Origin of the sequence: Arcobacter siniprincipis (SeqCode) (assembly GCF_048571125.1) — a bacterium.
Classification (GTDB): Bacteria; Campylobacterota; Campylobacteria; order Campylobacterales; family Arcobacteraceae; genus Arcobacter; species Arcobacter siniprincipis.
On sequence record NZ_CP182343.1, the window covers coordinates 2,558,301 to 2,578,180 of the forward strand.

Below are 19,880 nucleotides of genomic sequence, written 5' to 3' on the forward strand. Positions count from 1 at the left end.
TTTTTTTTCCTATTTAACACATGTATGATTCATAAAACAATCAATTAAAAATGATGAATTAGATACTACCAAATCATCAGGAACATTCTGCCCAATTGACATATAAGTGATAGATTTTTTAGTTTTGTGGGAAAAAGAGATTAAGTTTCCAAAACTTTTTGTTTCATCAAGTTTTGTAAAAGTCAAATAATCAATATTTAATCTTGAATAATTTGTATAAATATCCATTAAATCACTTTGTTTAACATTTGCAGGAAGAACTAATACTTTTTCAATTGGAAGTTCATCTACTTTTTTTTGAAATTCATTTATTAATTCTATTTTATCTATATCATATTGACTAGAACCTGCTGTATCAATGAAAATATAATTACAATCTTTTAACCTTAACAATGATTCTACTAAATCTTCTGGTTTTTTAACAATTTCTAAAGGTAGTCTCATTATGTTTGTATACGCTTGTAATTGTTCAATCGCACCAACTCTAAATGAATCAAGTGTTACAACACCAACTTTATAGTTTTCTCCTAATTTATAAGCATAACGAGCTGCTAATTTTGCTATGGTGGTTGTTTTACCAACTCCTGTAGGTCCTACCATCATCATTATTTTTCTTTGATGTTTTCTAAGTGGCACCTCATTTTTAATAGGAATTATTCTTCTTAATATTAATTTAAAAAAATCATTAATCTTATGAGGATTAGATTTCATAGCAACAGGTAATTGTTTAATTGTTTTTTTCATAATAGTATATGTCATCTCTTGATCAAATTCATTTGATTCAAATAAATTGTAAATATCCACAAATTCAGGTGGTATAGTTAAATCATAAAGTTGTGACTTAGGATCCCAAATTGATTTTTGAACTTGTTCTATTGCATCTTGCATTTTAAGAATTTCTTCTTTAAAATCATACACTTTTGCAGAGAAATCTTTATCTTTTAATTTACCATTACTTGTTACAATCTTTTTTGTAAAAGATGATGGTTTTTTATTCTTATTTACATCATAATCTTCTTCTAAAGCAACCACAACTTCATACATGCTCTTTTTGCTATCTGGATCTGAGATTTTTTTTGTAGAAATTACTATTGCATCTTCTCCACACTCTTCTTGGGCTTTTCTCAAAGCCTTTGTTGGTGTTTCACCTAAAAATGATAGCATATTCATTTATCTCTTCCATCTTTGTAAATTTTTTCTACTTTTCCATTCTCTTTTCTTATTTTAATATATTCATCATTCTCATACATTATTTTACCAGGTGTTTCAATTTGTATTGAACCAAAACTAAATATAACTCTATTAGAATCTTCTTTTTTTAAGTCACTATGACAAATAATTTTATCTTTTTGTAAATACTTACTTGTAAAATATTTTCTTTCTTTTAACTCTTTTAAACTAATAGGCTTACAATCATCAGGTAATTTTTCTATTTGTAAAATAGCAACATTAGATGGAGTTAACGCACTTCTAAAAGGAATATCAACTTTTGCAATAATGACTTCATATGAAAAAAGTTTTAAAGTAAAAAGAAAAAATAGACAAAATAAACTAAACTTTAATTTCAACTATATTTCCTCCACTCTGACTTGTTAATTCTTCAACTATGTCTTTATACATTTGTTGAATTGGAAGAACAATTGAAGCTAATTTAGCATTTAATAAATGTAGTTCTTTTAACTCTTCTTCTAAACTATCTACATCATTTCTATAGGCATTAATATCAACACCTTCTTGCATTTTATTAACTAACTCTTCATTTAATTTTTTTCTTAATTCAATTATTTCATTCATATACTCTTGTTTGTTATCATTTCTATCTAAAAGTTTTTCATGATGAGCAGCTTTTATATCTTCAATATCACTATTTATTAAATCTTTCATCTTATTAACTAAAGAACTCATTTCATCTGTAATATTTTTAATCATGTTATTGCCTAATTTAACTATTTTTTTTACTCAAAAAATCATACAACATATCACTAATACCCATTCCACCTGCAACATCATTTGAAACAGCATCAGTGTACATTCCTTTAATTATGTCAGAACCTGCACCCTCTCCAGCTATAGGAGAAGACTTTAAAGAAACATCCATAATTTCTTTTAAAAAAAATGATTCAAAATTATCACATACTTCTTTTAACTTTTTATCATTTAAATTTTTAGTATTTACATTATCAAATTTTTTTTGGTTTAATGTTGATACATCAACATTATTTGTTAAATCCATCATTGTTCCAACCTATCAAAGAAATTTTCTTTTTCTAATATATTCTTTTGTTCCGTTGCAGAAACAAATCTTATTTCAACTCTTCTATTTTCAACTGCATTTTCACTTTTGGGCCTATAAGAACTGTATGCAGAAACTTTCAATTGAGAAGGATCAATACGATTTTTAATTAATTCTTTTACAACTGAAATAGCTCTTAGTGCAGAAATATCCCAACCATCTCTTGGTATAGTATCACTTTTGAAATTACTTCTATCTGTATATCCTATAATTTCTATATCAAATGTTTGAGGCATAGTTCTAATTACCCTTGCAATTTTAGAAATAAAATTCTTTGCTGACCTATTTGACAAGTTATATTCTCCTTCATTAAACATAATTGAAGAAGGAATATCTAAGGTAAACTCATTATTACCCTCAGTAATTTGTACTTGCTCACTTTGAGTTGAAACTTGTTCATTAATCTCTTGAGCAATTTGACTCATCTCATCGGCAGCTGCTGCTGTATCTTGTGCATTACTATCTGCATCATTTGATGCCTCTTTTGAGGTATTAGTTGATTCATCTCTTTTTACTGTATCTTGTGTTTGATCTAAAAAGCCCATAGCTTTTCTCATTATATCAAAATACTCTTCTACTTTCTTTTTATCCATCACGGCCATAGACAATAAAAGAATAAAAAAAGTAAGCAACAAAGACATTAAATCACCAAATTGTACTAACCAACCTGGCAAACATTTTGGGCAATCAGGACACTTTTTTTCAGCCATTATTATACTTTATCATTGAGGTGATTCAACTAAGATTGCATTTAATTTCATCTTTATATTACCAATTGACTCTTCTGCTGCAATCATTGAAGTACCAGTAATTATTACTTCGCATGCTGTTACTTCAGTTTTATGTTTCTGATCTAATTTTGACTCAATTAATCCAGCTATTAAAGTACCAATTAATGCACCATACAGTGTTGTAATCAAGGCAACTGCCATTGCAGGACCAACTGCTGCAGGATCAGAAAGGTTAGCAAGCATAGCAACAAGACCAACAAGTGTTCCAATCATACCCATAGAACCTGCGGTTCCACCAATATTTGAAAAAACACCTATTAATGAAGTATGTCTTTTATCCATATGCTCTAACTTTAGCTCTAACAAAGGTACTAATACATCAGGCTTAGTACCATCTACAAGCAATTGAAATGCCTCTTTAAAAAAAGCATTTGATTCACTTAAAACTTTTTGTTCTATTTGCATAACACCATGTTTTTTTACTTCAGTTGCATAAAAAATGATTTTTTCAATCAATTCAGGAAGTGGCTCAACTTTCGATTCATTCATAGCAATTTTAAATCCAGCACCAACTCTTTTTAATTCACTTGGTTGAAATTGCCCTGCAGTTACAGCAATAGTTCCCCCAAATACAATGGCAACAGAAGGGATATCAATGTATGGACCAAAGCCAACTCCCCCTAATATAATTGCAAGAGCAATTAGAGCCCAACCAGCAGCTAATCCTCCAACCGTAGTTTTATCCATATCTTATCCTAATCCTAATTGACTTAATCGTGATGAATCATTTCCAATATTCTTAATTTTTAAACCAAATTTCCCTTCAACAATAACTGCTTCACCTTCTCCAATTTTAATTCCATTTACCAAAATATCTAATGGTTCATTTACCATTTGTTCTAATTCTATAATCTCACCAACATCCCATTTTAAGATGTCTTTTAACAAAAATAATTTTGTTCCAAGTCTAACACTCAGTTTTAATTTTATGTCAAAAAGAAGTTTAAGATTTTTTGAGGATTCATCAGATAATAAAGAATCAATATTACCAGAAGTAGGTAAAGATGAATAATTTTGAGAAGAACTATTTTCATCACTTGAAGTACTGCTTGTCTCTTTTCCTGTTATTTCTGAAAGAAAAGGAAGTATAACATCATCAAAAGATATAATAACCTCAGATATTTTATTATCTAAATTCAGTTTAAAGGAATAAGTATTTTCATCATTATTTTTTCCATTACATTCAATGATTTTTGAACCAAGAACTTCATGCTTAAGTCCTGAGATATCAGGAAAACCTTGAGCATTAACTGATGTTGAAATACTTCCACATATATTAGAGACTATCTCATTTATTGCATCTGTTATTTCATCATCAATGTGTTCTTTTAAATCTCCTGTTCCACCAAGCATTAAATATTCAAATCTTGCGGCACTAGAAGTTGGAATAAAAAAGTTCCAAGTTGATGAAGTATTTTTAAATTCAAATTTAACATCAATCTCAACACATTGAGAAGAATCAACTTTTGAAAAGTCAGCTTTTTCAACATTTTCACATTTGGTCGGTTGAGAGAGTAATTGTTCCAGAGTATTAGATAGCTCATCTCTTAAAATATTTGATAAATCTGATGCCAAAGCTAAACCTTAATTAATTATTTTTATCTAAATTATCTACTAACTCATGTAAATGAGCTTTTACTTTCATCATATCTTCTGTTGGATATTTAAATTCAGCATTACCTCTTGTAACTTTTACAAAAAAGTCTTGTGTATCTTTATTGTAACCAAATTTTACATTATCCAAAACAACTTCATTTATCTTTTCGCTTTGTTCGTTTGTTTTGGCATTTTTATATTTTTCATCAGGAACAATCTTATCTTTTTCATCAACTTCTTGTACTTTCTGAATCTTAACATCATAATTTGCTTTTGCAGCGTCGATTTCAGGTAATCTACCAATTTCCATAGCTTCTCCTTTATCAATTCATTTTAAAATATTATATCTAAAAAAATTTAAATTAATAAAAAATTAGAGACTTTCTAAAAATTTATCAAATCCTTCTATCTTAAAATCTATCATATCATCTAAATAAGGCTTTAAAAAAAATTGTTTAGCACTACTTATTTTTAACTCTTGAATTAATTGTACACCTGTTAAGAAATCTGCACCACTATCTTTTAGTAAACCTTTTATTAAAGAGATTTGAACAGAGGCATCGTTGTATCTATTATCATCTAAATAAGAAGCAACTACCAAATACATAGTATATTTATCTTCAAGTTTATACTCACTTTGTAAAGTTTCTATAAGGTTTAAGGCCTTTTTAGGATAACCATCATGCAATAGTTTTAAAGCTTTAGTTCTTAAGTAAGTTGGTGTAATATTGCTTTGCATACTAAAATCTGCTTTGTTAAATAATCCCAAAGCTTTTAATAAATCAACATAATATTGAGTAATTAATATTGAACCATCAAGAAAATTATTATTTATTTTTAAAGGAACAGTATCTTGTAATCTTGAAAAATAAGTAAAATCATTTTCATTTTCTCGTTTTATAACTTCTTTTAGTAAAAAAGTAAGTGGTTCTTTAAAATTATCTTTTATTAATGGATCATCTAAAGTTGCAGTACCTTCATTAAACTTAGGTAAGAAATTTAAAGCTTTATAAAAAATCGTTTTTGCATAGTGTTTTGGTTCTGTTGAAGTTCCAATCTTATCATTAATTATTAAATTATAAATTTTTTGCCCAAAATATTGATACATTCCTTTTTTCAATTTAATATTTGTATCTAAATAATCCTTGTCAGCAATTGTAGTATTAGAACGAATTGCAGTTATTAGTGTCATTGCAGAATATAATTTATTCCCAGGATTAAGTTTGGTTGCCTGTTCAAAGTATTTTAACGCATTATAAAAATCATCTATTTGGGCATAAGATAATGCTAAGTTATAATAAATATATGACTTGGTATCTTTATTTAACATTTTTTTTAGTTCAGCAACTTTTTGTATTGGATCTTTTTTTATAAGTTTTAAAAATGAAGCATTATAAGAAATCATATCATCTAAATTATCTAAACTACTTTTATCTTTAAATATAAAACCTTTTGTAGAGTCATACATAATTTCTTCATTATCTGAGAAAATATATGGTGCAAAATAATAAATAAAATCAATCTTTCTATTTAAATCAAATTTTGTAATAAATTTAAAATACTCATCTGGTGTATATTTATTTTTATTAAAAAACATTTTAAGTTCTAACTCTTTATTAGCTTCAAATGATGACTTTCTTGCTTGTATCAAATCTAAGTTATCATTTAGTTTTTCTAAGTTATTTGATTTTAAATTACTAAAAACCATAAACCATAATATTTTATCTTTTTTATCCAAATTAACATTATTTTCATAAGCTTTTCTTAGTAACAAGTCAGCTTTTTCATAATCTTTTAACTTAATTAACAATAAGCCTTTTTTAAAATCAGAAGCATAATCCATTGTATCTAAAAGAGAGAGTGCCATTTTATAATCTTTTAAAATTATAAAAGTATCAGCAATCAATCTTTTAGCATGTTCTGATAAATCTTTTTTTGTTTTAGCCAATTGAATAATTTTCTTTAAAAATTTTTGATTATCTGAAATTAAATATAAATAATAACAAGCAGACATATAAGAATAAGTATCTTCAGTAATAGCAGCATCATGAGAGTAAATTCTCTCTAAATATACTTTTGCATTATGAATAGAGTTTAATTTATAATATGCTATACCTATGTTTAAATATGATGGTATTTTTAAGAATTTAGAAGTATCTTTTAAAATATCTATAGCTTTTAAATATTCACCTTTTTCTAAAAGAAGAACAGCATTGTTAAATTCTACTTGTTGAGATAACATTTTTTGATTTTTTTTTAAATCTTTGTATTTAAATAAAACATCAGGCTGTGATTCTAATTTTGAGATATCTTCATCTGCAAATAAGTTAAATTGAAAAATAATAATTAGGGAAAAAAGCAAACCCTTTTTTCTAGTAATAGCTAATTTAATAACAGGCTCCTATTAAATCATAGTATTAACTTGAGCATAGAGCTCTTCTGACCTCTTCTTAAGTTTATCAAGTTGATGTTTTAAGTCATTATTTTCAAGTTTTGCAGCTCTTAAATCATTTCTTGCAACAGAAAGATTATTTTCTGTATTTTTTATTGCATCATCTTGTGCAATAACTTGTTTATTATATCTTTCCATCAATTGCGTATATTTATTTTTTTCCTCTTCTAAAACATTCTTTTCTTCATTAATTTTTACATATAATGATTTATATACATTTGTTGTAGAAAAATAGTATAAAAGCATTACTAATAAAAACAAAATCAATAAAAAATTTTCCAAATTTACCCTCTTTAAAAAATAGATAGAGAAATCTATCTATTTTATTTATTATCGTTTTAACTGAATCAGTGTTGTTAGCAGTGCATCTGCAGTTGTAATTGATTTAGCATTTGCCTCAAATGCCCTTTGAAATACCATTAAGTTTACTAAACTTTCACTTAAATTTGCGGTACTTAACTCTAGATTTTTACCTAAAATAGTAGCTGTTCTATCATTATTTATATTAAATGTTGGTTCACCACTTTGAGTAGTTTTTGCCAAAAGGTTATCTCCCATTGGATCTAATCCTCTTTCATTATTAAACAATGCAATAGAAACTTGTCCAATAGCAAACTCTGCTCCATCTTGTTTCATTATAATTAAACCTGCATCATTAACTGAAAACTCACCAAAGCCGGAATCTGATATGCCAAGGGTATCAAGCCTCAATTGTAAAGAATCTTGAGAAGAAGTTTGATCAAGAGTAGTTTTGATTTCTAAAAACTCTGCACCTGTACCTTTACGACCAGAAGCATCAGCATTTTTGTCAATACCACCTGCAAGTTTATTTATAGTTAAATTAGCTGGATAAACTGCACCACCTGAAGTTTGTTCAATAATTAAACTTCCATTAACAACAATTGCATTATATGGAGTTGAAACTGTTCTTCCACTAGCATTAGTTGCGGTATTCTTAGCAAATAAATCATTTAGTTTTCCAGCAAGAGTATCTAAGTCTCTAGGTGAATTTATACTTCCCCCTGTAGCACTTATTCCACTTATAACAGTACCATCACCTAAAGTTATATCAGGAATAGTTATAGAAAAACTAGTTTGCCCATTTGCCAAAATAGCATCAGTTCCTGAAAAAGTATAATTTGTCCCACTAGCTGCTGTTGTATAAGTTGCTCCATTAGCAAATAATTCCGTACTAAATTCTACATCATACTCTCTTGCCTCAATAACAAGTGATCCATTGATATTTTTAGCTGTAAAGTATTTATTAAAATTAGCAACTGAAACTGATGAACCTGAAGTAAGATTTGAAATAACACTATCTATATCTGTTGTTGGATCAACACTAATTGCAGAACCGAAATTAATAGTTTTTTCTAAATCTTTATCATATACACTAAAATCAAAAGTGTATGAATCTGAACCATTAAGATTTAACTCTTCCATTGTGAAAACATCTCTTTGATTACCGCTAATAGCTTTAGCTAAAGCTTCTCTAGCACTTTGTAAACCACCAAGACCAGTACCTTTTTGAACATTTGTTGCACTTGTTGTTTCATTAAAAGACCCATAAACATAAGAACCAGAATACTCTCCAACTTCAGTAATCTTAAACTCTTGCCCAGGAATCATTGATTCTATTTCAATCATTCCATGTAAAACATCTAAATCTTTTGTAGATTTTGTAAAAGTATCAAAAGATTCAAAAGAATCTACAGCACTACCAGTTTCTGTGGTTCCAGTGATATCTTGATCAGTAACCGTATAAGCTACATATCCTGTTTCATCAGAAATTTTATCAGCCAATGCTTTGTATGTTGCTATTTGACTAGCTTCTACTTCTGTTAACATTCTACTTCCATCATCAGACATTCTTGCAGGTTTAGCCTCATATTTTTGTTCTATCTTTGAACCATCAATATAAACATATATAGTGTCTGACTCTTTACTTAAATCAGTTCCAAGAAAATTAATTTGAGTTTTTTGAGCAATAGCACTTTGTGAAGGACCATCAGGATTAGCTTGATATTCAGTTAATGCATCTGAATAATTTTTAATCAACGCTTTTACATCATCTACTTTTTGTGATTCTGATTTAAGTCCATACCCAGAATAAACAGTAGATATATCTCCTTTAGCAGTTTGAGAATAGTCTGTAGCTTTTGCAGTATATGTTTCAACTGATTTATTAAGATTTATTATTTTTGATGTCAAGAGTTCTGTATATGCACTTGTAAAAACATTAATATTAGGATTAGTTGATAATCTATCTTGTTCACTAATAGGACTCATTGCCCAACCTTGAACTTCATTCCCTGCTGCATCTTGTAAGGTTCCATTATCACCCATTCTAAAGTTACCAGCTCTTGTATAATAAGTTTCACTAGTACCAGTTGAGCTTTTATTACTTACAGTAAAAAAACCACTTCCTGATAATGCCATATCAAAATTAACTCCTGTAGATTTAAATCCACCTTGAGTATAAAGTTTTTCAGCATCTAGAACTTTAGCACCTTTTCCTATTTTGTCTTGATACATTTGGTCAGCAAAAGAGATTCTTGATGATTTGTAACCTATTGTATTAACATTCGCAATATTATGTGACTCATTGTCTAAAGCTTTTTGTTGTGCTGATAGACCTGAAATTCCTGTCCATAGTGCTCCAATCATGGCTTATCCTTTTAGATAAATTATAAACATTTTATGTTTATTAATTAATACTTCTTAAGTACTAATTAATAGACATCTTATGTAGTTTTAAGTTGTATTGCTGTCTTTAAAAAATCATCAGATGTTGTCATAGATTTTGAATTAGCTTCAAAAGCTCTTTGTGCAACAATAAGTTTCGTAAGTGCTGTTGATGTACTTATATTACTTACTTCAACACTATTTGCAGCTATATTATTTAATATATCTGCATTCTTTGGCTCACCAGAATCTTTTGTTTGTGTATATAAATTATCACCTGCTGCATTTAAACTTTGTTCATCAGGAAAATAAACAGTTGATACTCTACCTACAACATAAGTATTACTTCCTTGTGTTAGTAATAAAACTCCATCATCTGCAACACTAAATTTTGTATCATTATATGATGCTAAACCTATATTTGTTAATTTTAAGTTTATAGGTTCAAGGGTAAGTGTTGCTTGATTTGGTGCTGGAATACCATTTTGAATATCAAGAAACTTTGCATTTGCTAATTGTACAGCTTGATTTAAAGCATCTCTTGAAGACTCAACCATTGCTAAACCTGAACCTTTAATTGCATCAACTGTATCAACAGTTGCTTCAGTTGCATTTATAGTTGGTGAAGTAATTTTTGTATTTCTTCCTGCTACTAAATTATTAATTGTTAAAGTACTTGTAGCTGGATCAAAAGAAGCGGAATATCCCTCTTCATCTGAAATCTGGTCAGCTAGTTTTTTCATAGTTGTTAAGGGATCAGTATCAAAATTTTGTTTAATTTCAACATTTCCTAGATTCAATCTTAAAACATCATTTTGATTATTTAATTTTGTTTCATAATCTTTGTAATCAATCTTTGATTCTTGAAAAGTAGAAGAAACTGAAACTTCATTTGGGTTAGACTCTAATAATTTCAACTTATCTGTATAATCTTTTTTTAACAATTCAATATCTGAAATAACAGAATTTGCTGTTTTATAATTATTACCTGAAACACCTACATCTGTTGCACTATCTCGATAATCAGTTGATTTAGTATTAATTGATAAAGTTCTATCTTCTTGCGTAATTATTGCTGATGCTAATGGCATAGTATAATTATCACCAAAAGCAGTTGTACCATCAGAAGTTGTTGTAGATATAACTTTTGTTTGAAGTCCCATTACCTCTAAACCTTGATTATTTACAAGCATCCCAGCTTTAGATTCTAAAAAATTTCCAGCTCTTGTATAAAATGTTTTATTTGTATCTGGGTCAGTTACAACAAAAAAACCTTTTCCTTGTATTGCAAAATCATAAGGATTATTTGTATCCTTTACTCCGCCTTGTCTAAATGTTTTATTTATTGTTCCTTCTCCAACACCTTTTCCTTCTCCATTTTGATACATTAAATCAGCAAAAGAAATTCTACTTTCTTTATGAGCAATAGTATTTACATTAGCAATGTTATTTGATGTTACATCAACATAATTAGATGCTGCACTAATACCAGATAATGCATTGTATAAACTACCATTCATAATTCTTTTCCTTAGCTATTTGTTGTTGTATCAGATGAACCAGTATTATTTTCAGCTGTAGTTGTATCATCACCAGTTGTTGTATCTGGTGGGTTCGTACTTCCACCTGATCCTGAAGTAGGAGTATAATTAATTCTACTTATGCTACTATATGGGATTCTAGTAGTTTCATTAGCATAAGTTAATTCACCCTTTTCATTTGTAATGATTTCAAGACCCTCTACATAAATTTCGCCATTTATTGATTCTGCTGAACCAATTTGATAAGCTCTTCTAAGTCCATCATCTCCTAATTCATCAGTTTCAACTATTTTACCTATAACATTAGTTGCTGTTGATAAATTCATTTGAGCAAAAGATTGTTGTAATGCTTTCATTGAAGTTGACATATCTAAGTTTGTCTCAATTGTTGACATTTGCATTTGTGAATCAAGCATACTTTGTGAATCCATAGGCTTAGTTGGATCTTGTTGTTTCATTTGTTCTAACATTAAATTTAAAAAATCTTCATTTGTAAGCTTATCATTACTAATAGCTTGTGTATACTGCTGACCGTTTACACCAGTAGCAGTACTTACTTGTACATTATCTGTAGTTGCCATAATTTTCTCCTATAACATATTTTCATCAAAGAAATATCTTACTACATTATCTGAATCCATAGCATCTTGAACTCTAACTGCTAATTTTTCATCAATAACGATAATATCTCCTGTACCAATAATTCTACTGTTAACATAAATATCACCTCCAGCTCCTGCTGCTTTATCAAGTGATAATATGTCACCCTCACCTAAATCTAGGAAGTCTTTAATAGTAATATTTGCACTACCTAGCATTACATCTACTGTAATTTGGGTATCGACTAAAAGATCGTATGCTCTGTCATTAATTTCCATAAATTTAAGTCTCTTTGTTTAAGTTTATAATGAATTATATCACAATGGCTTCTATTAATTTTAATAAAAAATAATAAAAAAGAGTGATTTTTAGATAGTTTTTAGTGTTTTAAGCTAATATTTACTTTTGTAGAATTTTACATTATAGAATCAAGTGATTCTAGCATTGAGTTTACTTTTGCTTCTATATTCCCATCAAAATTTCCTAGGTCACTGGCAATTACAACACCTCCAGCAGTTACATTTCCATCTTGAACTAAAGAGATATGAGTACCTTCAAGATTTAAGTCATTTTTTAGAAGTTCAAAGTCTCTAGGATTTAGATGAATCTTTACTTTTGAAGCAGTTTTTATTTTGTCTAATATATTATGAATAGTCTCTTTTGCTATTTTTGCTGAATTTTCCCCTATTTCTACGGAAATGATTTTTTGAGCTATAGAAATAGATGTTTTAAGTATTTTTGTTTCTAATTGAAAAGTTGCCTGTTCAAAAAAAGCTGCATAATGTTTTAAGTCTTTAATAGCTTGAACCACTTGATGATCTATATCTTTACCACCTGCTAATCCAATATGTTCTAAGCCATCAACTTTTTGTTGAACAGCAGCAATAGTTCCAGCAAGAGCTTTGATCTCAGCTAATATTTGATCACCATTAATACTTACTTGTTTCTCATCTAATTTTGCAACCATTTGCATTTGATCAGTTTGTGTAATTTCACCAGTATTTAAAAAAGTTCCTAATTGAAAGTTTTCAATTCCATCTTTAGATTTAATTACTTTTGCATTAGAGTATACATTGTTTTTTTCCATCTGTTATTCTACTTCCCTCTCAATTACACCCTCTTCAATAAGTTTTTGGGCTGCATCAAGCATTTTTCTTTGAGCTGATTCAATATCTTTAATTTTAACTTTTGTAAGCATTTCAAACTCTTCTTGAAATCTATCACTAGCTCTTTGAGACATTGCACTTCTTACAACTGCAAGATCATCTTCTGTTGCATTTTTCATTGCAACTGCAACATCTGCCATTTCTACATTTTGAAGTATTTTCATTATATCATCTTTATCTAAAGCAAGTAAGTCTTCAAATACAAACATGTTCTCTTTAATTTTTGTAGCTAGGGCGGTATCTACACCATTGATATTTTTAAGTATATCTTGAGACTTAGGTCCCATTCTATTTAACATATCAGCTACAACCTTAACCCCACCAACATCCACAATTGAAGATAAAAGTGATTCTAGCTTTTTTTCTAAAACTATTGAAATAGTTCTTACAACATCAGGAGATACATCTTTTATTGTAGCCATTTGCATTGTAACTTTAACTTTTACATCTTCATCTAACTGATTTAGAACATCAGCCGCACCATTAGCATTCATATGAGCCAAAATAACTGCAATTGTTTGAGGAGATTCTTCTTTAATAAAATCCGCTAATTGCTTTGGATTTATAGCATCAAGATAATTAAATGATTGTGAAGCTAGTTGCATTTTAGATAATTTTGCTAAAATTTCATCTGCATCACTTTTACCTAAAGATTTGTATAAAAGATCTTTTGCATAATCATATCCACCAGAACTAATAAATCCCTTTGTTCTTGTATATAAATGAAACTCTTCCAAAATAGCCAATGAAGTATCTTTATCAATCGAGCCCAATTGTGTAATAGCAGTAGATATATTTTCTACAACATGCCTAGGTAAATGTTGAAAAATTTTAACAGTTGCTTCTTCTCCAATTAATACAAAAAAGGTAGCCACTTTTTGTAGCATTGGCATACCCTTAGTCAATTCATGATCTAGTGGGTTTTGCATCTATCTTCCTTTCTTCTTGTTATTATTGTATTTTTTACCAGTATCTTCTGATAATAACAACTCTATCATTTTTGCCATTTCAGCTGGTTCATTATTGATTATTCTATCAATTTCTTCTATTAAGACTTCATATTTAGCTGCTGATTCTTCATCTAATCCTTCAAGATTATTTAAAATCTGACTTCTTACTTTAGATTTTAACCTACCTTTTGCACTATCTAAATTAAATTCATCTTCTAATTTAGTGTCATCAGTTATACCAGGAATATTAATATCTTTTCCCTTACTAGCTTTTCCAGTTCCTGTAGTTCCAACTCCATCGCCTAGAATAACAACATCATTTTTAACAATAAATTTTCTGTAAAAAATAAACAATAAGATTAAAGCAATTAAATATTGAAAATACTCACTAAACTCAGCTAATATAGCTTTTACCATACCAATTGTATCTCCAGAATCTTCTACAATGGGATTACCATTTTCATCAAGGTTTGCTTTTTTATCATAAGTGACAAATTTGAAATCTTTTACAGTGATTTTATCACCTCTTTTATCATCATAACCTATAGTATCTTGAACCACTTCTACAATATTATTAATAAACTCATCTTTATTTTGAACATCAGTTAAAACGGTAGAATCAAAAGTTACAGCTGCCGTGATTTTATTTATAGTTGCATAATTTTTGTCTTCATGATCTATAACTCTTTTAGAAATCTCATAATTAATTATATTTTTTGAACTTTCATTTTTTGATGAATTAGTTCCACTGTTTCCTTCTGGTTGCGGTGCTTGAATGTTACTTTGAACACCAGGAACTGCTGCTGTATCTTTTACTACTCCATCAGACGAAGAAGTATTTTCAGTAGTTTGTTGACTTCGAATAGTCCCTTCTGGTTCATAAATTTCTTCTTGAGTGTGTTTTTTTGAAAAGTTTAAACTTAATGAAACCCTAGCGACTACTCTTCCTTTTCCAACAAAAGGTTCTAATAAATCTACAATTTTTCCTTCAAACTCTTTTTCCAATCTTTTTTTATACTTATTTTGAGTCACTGAGCTTAAATTATCTACTTCTTCTTTTGATTGTTCTAAAATTGAACCATCTTGATCTATAAGTTTAATATTTTCTATTGTTAAATTAGGAATTGCAGAAGCAATAAAGTTTTTGATTCCATCAATTTGTTTTTGAGTTAAAAAAACACCTGGTTTTAAACTTAAAACTGCAGATGCAGTAGGAGGTGTTTTTCTTTCAGTAAAAATTGTTTCCTTTGGAATAGCTAACTTTACAGAAGCCCTTAATATACCAGATAAAGATTCTAAGGCTCTTGAAAGTTCACCCTCTAAAGCTCTTAAATATTTAACTTTATTTTCAAAGTTAGTTGTACCTAATGAAGATTTTTCAAAAATTTCCCATCCAACATGTTTATTTGTGGCAGCATCACTTGTCACTAATTTTATTTTCGCAATATTTATAAAATCTTTTGATGTTTTTAAAGTAAGAGAATTACCACTTCCAACAACTGAAAATAAAATTCCAGATGCTTCTAATTCACTTGAAGCTAACATAACTTGGTTTTTTGTAAGATTAGTAGCAATTGTGTAATTTAGTTTACTATCTTCAGCTTTTACATTCGAATAAATTAATAATCCAAGTAGAAGAACCAATAAAAGGGAAAAACCTCCTATTATTACAGCTCTTTGAGCAGAATTTAAATTATTTACAAACTTTAAAAGTTGATCCATATATTATTTATCCTAATTAGTTTTTGGCAGAAGCATCTATAACTGATGTGAAAAAAGTAACATCTTTTCTTATTGAGCCTTGTATTGCTTGAAACATTGTATTATTTTTTGCCATTTCACTCATTTGTGTGTCCAAATTTACATTATTTCCATCATTTTGTTCTTGCAAGTTTTCAACTTCATAAACTTCCATTTTTGAATTTTTGCCATTTTGTTCTTGTGATTTAATATGATTTTGATTGGTTGTTACTAATTTCAAATCTTTTTGTTTATTTTTTTCTTGAAGTTGTGATTCAAAACTTAAATCTTTTGTTTTATAATCAGGAGTATTTATATTAGCAATATTACTAGATATAACCTTTTGTCTCTCTGCTCTATAACTTAATGTGTTAAATAAAAGTTCGCTTACATTACTTGGTTTCATAATTAACCGTTACCTAATTTTTGAATTATTGTTTTATTCATACTATCAATACCTGTTATACCTTTTTGTGCTTGTTCATAGCTTCTTTGAGCTTCAATCAATTGAACCATTGCCATAACACTATTTACATTTGATTGTTCCAGCGAACCTTGAAGCACAAAGTTTTCGTTATCTTCCTCAGCTTGAACTTGTACTGCTGCTTGTTGTTCATCTTTTAACTTATAATTATTATCTCCAAATTTTTCTAAATTATTGTAATCAATATTAAATACTCCAATTGCTTGTTTAAAGCCCTCTTCAATAGCTATAGGTTCGCCATCTGCACTTAAAACATTATTTCCTTTTGAGTCTACTAAAAATCCATCAAGGTTTTTAAATGAACCATCTTTTGTATATTGCACATTTCCATTTTGATCTAAAACTGCAAAAAAAGTTTGAGGTTCTTTCAAAGCAAAATCTAAATCATTTCCAGTTTGCACTATAGGACCTTGTGAACTATTAATAAATTTTTGATCAATTTTAGGAACTTTATTTGTCAATTCATTTATATATTCTGATTTTTTACCCTCAAGATTTGCTTTTAACAAATAGTTGTTAAAAGTGCCTTCAGCTAAGCTTTCTTGTTTAAATCCTATAGTTCTACTATTTGCTAAATTATTAGATACAGTATCAACTCTATTTATTTGATTTACCATAGCAGCTGCTAAAGGGTACATTCCTTGATTCATAATTTAATCCTTACTTTTACCAAATTCTGCAATTAACGATTCTAAATCATCACTATTAAGTAAATCATTAGAAGTATCTCCTGGTAGATGAGTAGCACCAGGAAGATTAACGCTATTAGATTCATCATCAAATATAGAGTTTAATTGACGAGATAGATTTATAACTAGACCCATAACTCGTTCTATTTTTTGTCTGTTTATGTCATGAAATTGCATTAATTCCATTGTTTCAAAAAGTTCTTTATCTCTATTATGAAGTCTTGTTTGAATTTCTTTTGGCTTTTCAAGAAGCTCTTTTACTGACTCTAAATTTTCTGAAAATTCTTTTACATTTGGAAATTTTTGATTTAACATCTCTAGCATTTTGTATTGAGATTGAATAAAACTATCTAAAGATTTAGTTGTTTTTCTAAGCTCTTCATTATCTTCTAGAATATAACTTAATGCATCAAATATTTTAGTTGCCTTTTCTTCTGAGTCGTTAGCAACTTCGCCCAATTGATTAGGGATATTGATTTGTTCAACATTTACTACATTATTCCCTCTTTTTTTGTTTGAAGGTGTAATTGTTATTTCTGGTTCTTCTGGCTCTTCTTTTAGATCAATTTTATCAATTTCATCAATTGATTCTGCATCAAAGTTAAGATCTAAATCTTTTAAATAGTCATCATCAGAGGACTCATTCTCAAGATCTTTATCATTTTCTAATCCTGCAATTAAATCATCAATTTCACTTGTATCAACAGTTTCATTACTATCAGTTTCATTAACAATTTTATTATTTTTTTCATCATTAGAATCAATATTATTAATAAGTGAATCTATTTCCTCACTAGAATCTGAAGATTCTTCTTCAGACTCATCTTCTAGTGAATTTAATAAAGCATCAATATCATTATCTGACATTTTTTGAGCATCGTCTGCTTTGTCTTCTGCTTTTTCAGATGTTACATCTGAATTATCTTCATCATCTACATTTTTATTTGATAAATTTGTTTCTGCAATTAAATTTGCAATATCATCTTCAGACATGTTTTCAGAATCATTTTCATCCGAGGATGTATCATCACTTGTAGAACTTTCATTTTCAGAGATATCTAATCCATTCATTAAGGCTTCGATTTCTTCTTGACTCATACTCATAGTTATGCCTTTTTATTTAACTATTTTTTAAATACACCATCTAATTTTTCTTTTAATATCTCTGCATTAAAAGGTTTAACAATATAATTATTTACTCCAGCTTTTAAAGCAGTAATAACTTCCCCTTTACCACCTTCAGTTGTAATCATTATTATAGGTGTACTTTGATGATTACCTTCTTTTCTTACTTTTTTAACTAAATCAAGCCCATTCATATTAGGCATATTCCAATCAGTTAAAATTACATCGTATTGTTTGCTAGCTAACTTGTTCCAAGCCTTTACTCCATCTTCAGCTTCATCGAAATCTTCTTTGTCAATTCCTAACTGCATCACAACATTACCAATAATTCTTCTCATAGTAGAACTATCATCAACTATTAGTATTTTCATTTATACACCTTTGTTAAATTTAAAATTTCTTCTATTATAATTAATTTGTTTTAAATCTATACTTAATATTAAGTATATTTGTCTTCAAATTTATTTGAATTTAAAAATTCTTTAAATATAATGTATAGTATTTTGTCAATAAAGGATTCACCATGATAAAAGGAATGTATACAGCAGCTTCAGGAATGTATGCGCAGCAGCATCAAATTGATGTTACTTCAAATAATATTTCAAATGTAAATACGGCTGGATTTAAAAAAGACAGAGCTGAATTTCAAGATTTAATGTATCAAAGATTAAACTATACAGGTGGTGCCACTAGTCAAGACACTAGAAATCCAACAGGAATTGATGTAGGTTCTGGAGTTAGAATTTCAGGTATACAAAAGTCTTTTACAGAAGGTGACTTACAATCAACAGGTAATGACTTAGACATAGCCATTGAAGGTAAAGGTTTTTTTAGAATAACTATGCCTGATGGAGAAATAGCCTATACTAGAAATGGACAATTCAAAGTTAATAGTGATGGTTCTATAGTAAATGGTAATGGTTACTTATTAGATCCTGAAATTGTTATTCCTGATAATCTTATAAAAATAAATGTAGCTGCAGATGGACTAATTACGGCAACAGATCCAACAACAGGTGAAGAGCAAGAGGTTGGACAAATAACTTTATCTGACTTTGTAAACTCAGCAGGTCTAGAACCATTAGGTGAATCACTTTTTAAAGCAACAACAGCTTCAGGTGATCCAATTGATGCAAATCCTACAGAAGAGCAATTTGGAAATCTTAGACAAGGCTTTGTAGAGATGTCAAATGTAAAACTAGTAACAGAGATGGTAGATTTAATAACTGCACAAAGAGCTTATGAAGCAAATTCAAAAGCAATTCAAACTGCAGATAAGCTATTAACAATAGCAAATCAATTAAAAACTAGTTAATTATTAGGTTAAAATGGATTTAGAAGAATTAAAAAGACTCAGAGAGCGAAATTTTTTAGATCATAAAAAAAAGAAAAGAGAATATTATCTAAAAAAGAAGCTTGAAAAAGAGTCTAACGAATCATTAAAAAAATCTAAACAACAAATTTATGATTATGAAAATGATTTAAATATTGATAATTTCGATTTAAAGATAAAAGAAATTATTAAAAAACAAAAATCTCATGTTGACAGTAGAAAAGATAAAATTATTCAGAAAATAAAAGACTACAGAAACCAGAAAAAAAGCTATTATCTTGAAAATAGAGAAAAAAGATTAGAATATGACAAAGAATACAGAGAAAAGAAAAAAGAAGAATTAAAAGAATACAGAAAAAAATATTACGAAGAAAATAAAGAAAAGATATTACTAAGACAAAAAGAATATAGAAAATCATCATCTAAAGAGTAAAA

The 19,880-nt window shown here is 28.4% G+C and carries 23 protein-coding genes; 2 read left to right on the plus strand and 21 right to left on the minus strand.

What is annotated here, in order from left to right:
- Positions 1 to 9: 9 nt before the first annotated feature.
- The 21 genes from flhF to ACNI3D_RS13160 form a co-directional block, all read right to left on the minus strand.
- Positions 10 to 1,170: a flagellar biosynthesis GTPase FlhF gene (gene flhF / locus ACNI3D_RS13060; RefSeq protein ID WP_419767317.1), complete on the minus strand. Its 1,161-nt coding sequence runs from the start codon at positions 1,168 to 1,170 to the stop codon at positions 10 to 12.
- Positions 1,167 to 1,568: a hypothetical protein gene (locus ACNI3D_RS13065; protein ID WP_129101388.1), complete on the minus strand. Its 402-nt coding sequence runs from the start codon at positions 1,566 to 1,568 to the stop codon at positions 1,167 to 1,169. Before ACNI3D_RS13065 ends, flhF begins: the two co-directional genes overlap by 4 nt.
- A complete protein-coding gene (locus ACNI3D_RS13070) occupies positions 1,552 to 1,929 on the minus strand; it encodes a hypothetical protein (protein WP_129101389.1) in 378 nt (125 codons plus the stop codon). The genes ACNI3D_RS13065 and ACNI3D_RS13070 overlap by 17 nt, the downstream gene beginning before the upstream one ends.
- Before the next feature lie 13 nt (positions 1,930 to 1,942).
- The gene (locus tag ACNI3D_RS13075; protein WP_129101390.1) at positions 1,943 to 2,236 is read right to left on the minus strand and encodes a rod-binding protein; all 294 of its coding nucleotides are present in this window, start codon (positions 2,234 to 2,236) and stop codon (positions 1,943 to 1,945) included.
- Positions 2,233 to 3,003: an OmpA/MotB family protein gene (locus ACNI3D_RS13080; protein WP_129101391.1), complete on the minus strand. Its 771-nt coding sequence runs from the start codon at positions 3,001 to 3,003 to the stop codon at positions 2,233 to 2,235. Before ACNI3D_RS13080 ends, ACNI3D_RS13075 begins: the two co-directional genes overlap by 4 nt.
- A gap of 12 nt (positions 3,004 to 3,015) precedes the next feature.
- Positions 3,016 to 3,771, minus strand: coding sequence for a motility protein A (locus ACNI3D_RS13085; protein ID WP_129101392.1), 756 nt, complete (start codon positions 3,769 to 3,771; stop codon positions 3,016 to 3,018).
- 3 nt (positions 3,772 to 3,774) lie between these two features.
- The gene (locus tag ACNI3D_RS13090) at positions 3,775 to 4,659 is read right to left on the minus strand and encodes a FliM/FliN family flagellar motor switch protein (RefSeq protein ID WP_419767318.1); all 885 of its coding nucleotides are present in this window, start codon (positions 4,657 to 4,659) and stop codon (positions 3,775 to 3,777) included.
- Positions 4,660 to 4,672: 13 nt separating this feature from the next.
- The gene (locus tag ACNI3D_RS13095; RefSeq protein ID WP_129101394.1) at positions 4,673 to 4,990 is read right to left on the minus strand and encodes a flagellin; all 318 of its coding nucleotides are present in this window, start codon (positions 4,988 to 4,990) and stop codon (positions 4,673 to 4,675) included.
- Between the two features lie 63 nt (positions 4,991 to 5,053).
- Complete coding sequence (locus ACNI3D_RS13100; RefSeq protein ID WP_419767319.1) at positions 5,054 to 7,042, minus strand: tetratricopeptide repeat protein; 1,989 nt, start codon at positions 7,040 to 7,042, stop codon at positions 5,054 to 5,056.
- A 42-nt stretch (positions 7,043 to 7,084) separates the two neighbouring features.
- The gene (locus ACNI3D_RS13105; protein WP_129101395.1) at positions 7,085 to 7,414 is read right to left on the minus strand and encodes a hypothetical protein; all 330 of its coding nucleotides are present in this window, start codon (positions 7,412 to 7,414) and stop codon (positions 7,085 to 7,087) included.
- Positions 7,415 to 7,462: 48 nt separating this feature from the next.
- Positions 7,463 to 9,799, minus strand: coding sequence for a flagellar hook-basal body complex protein (locus ACNI3D_RS13110; RefSeq protein WP_419767320.1), 2,337 nt, complete (start codon positions 9,797 to 9,799; stop codon positions 7,463 to 7,465).
- Positions 9,800 to 9,876: 77 nt separating this feature from the next.
- Positions 9,877 to 11,337, minus strand: coding sequence for a flagellar hook-basal body complex protein (locus ACNI3D_RS13115; protein ID WP_419767321.1), 1,461 nt, complete (start codon positions 11,335 to 11,337; stop codon positions 9,877 to 9,879).
- A gap of 11 nt (positions 11,338 to 11,348) precedes the next feature.
- Positions 11,349 to 11,939, minus strand: coding sequence for a flagellar hook assembly protein FlgD (locus tag ACNI3D_RS13120; RefSeq protein ID WP_129101397.1), 591 nt, complete (start codon positions 11,937 to 11,939; stop codon positions 11,349 to 11,351).
- Between the two features lie 9 nt (positions 11,940 to 11,948).
- A complete protein-coding gene (locus tag ACNI3D_RS13125) occupies positions 11,949 to 12,236 on the minus strand; it encodes a FliM/FliN family flagellar motor switch protein (RefSeq protein ID WP_013136293.1) in 288 nt (95 codons plus the stop codon).
- A 137-nt stretch (positions 12,237 to 12,373) separates the two neighbouring features.
- Positions 12,374 to 13,045 (minus strand): FliH/SctL family protein, encoded by a 672-nt coding sequence (locus ACNI3D_RS13130; protein WP_129101398.1) that lies wholly within the window; start codon positions 13,043 to 13,045, stop codon positions 12,374 to 12,376.
- Between the two features lie 3 nt (positions 13,046 to 13,048).
- On the minus strand, positions 13,049 to 14,053 hold the full coding sequence (gene fliG, locus ACNI3D_RS13135; protein WP_129101399.1) for a flagellar motor switch protein FliG: 1,005 nt from the start codon (positions 14,051 to 14,053) through the stop codon (positions 13,049 to 13,051).
- Entirely contained in the window at positions 14,054 to 15,796 is a 1,743-nt protein-coding gene (gene fliF, locus ACNI3D_RS13140) for a flagellar basal-body MS-ring/collar protein FliF (RefSeq protein ID WP_419767322.1), read from the minus strand.
- 16 nt (positions 15,797 to 15,812) lie between these two features.
- Positions 15,813 to 16,220 carry a flagellar basal body rod protein FlgB gene (flgB, locus tag ACNI3D_RS13145; protein WP_419767323.1) on the minus strand — a complete coding sequence of 136 codons (408 nt, stop codon included), beginning with the start codon at positions 16,218 to 16,220 and terminating at the stop codon, positions 15,813 to 15,815.
- A 2-nt stretch (positions 16,221 to 16,222) separates the two neighbouring features.
- Entirely contained in the window at positions 16,223 to 16,948 is a 726-nt protein-coding gene (locus tag ACNI3D_RS13150) for a flagellar hook-basal body protein (RefSeq protein WP_129101402.1), read from the minus strand.
- Between the two features lie 3 nt (positions 16,949 to 16,951).
- Positions 16,952 to 18,091 (minus strand): hypothetical protein, encoded by a 1,140-nt coding sequence (locus ACNI3D_RS13155; protein ID WP_129101403.1) that lies wholly within the window; start codon positions 18,089 to 18,091, stop codon positions 16,952 to 16,954.
- 20 nt (positions 18,092 to 18,111) lie between these two features.
- Positions 18,112 to 18,483: a response regulator gene (locus ACNI3D_RS13160; protein WP_129101404.1), complete on the minus strand. Its 372-nt coding sequence runs from the start codon at positions 18,481 to 18,483 to the stop codon at positions 18,112 to 18,114.
- Between the two features lie 152 nt (positions 18,484 to 18,635).
- On the opposite strand from ACNI3D_RS13160, the gene flgG reads away from it, so the two are divergent.
- On the plus strand, positions 18,636 to 19,427 hold the full coding sequence (gene flgG / locus ACNI3D_RS13165) for a flagellar basal-body rod protein FlgG (protein ID WP_129101405.1): 792 nt from the start codon (positions 18,636 to 18,638) through the stop codon (positions 19,425 to 19,427).
- 13 nt (positions 19,428 to 19,440) lie between these two features.
- Positions 19,441 to 19,878 (plus strand): hypothetical protein, encoded by a 438-nt coding sequence (locus ACNI3D_RS13170; RefSeq protein ID WP_013136302.1) that lies wholly within the window; start codon positions 19,441 to 19,443, stop codon positions 19,876 to 19,878.
- The last annotated feature ends 2 nt before the right edge of the window (positions 19,879 to 19,880 follow it).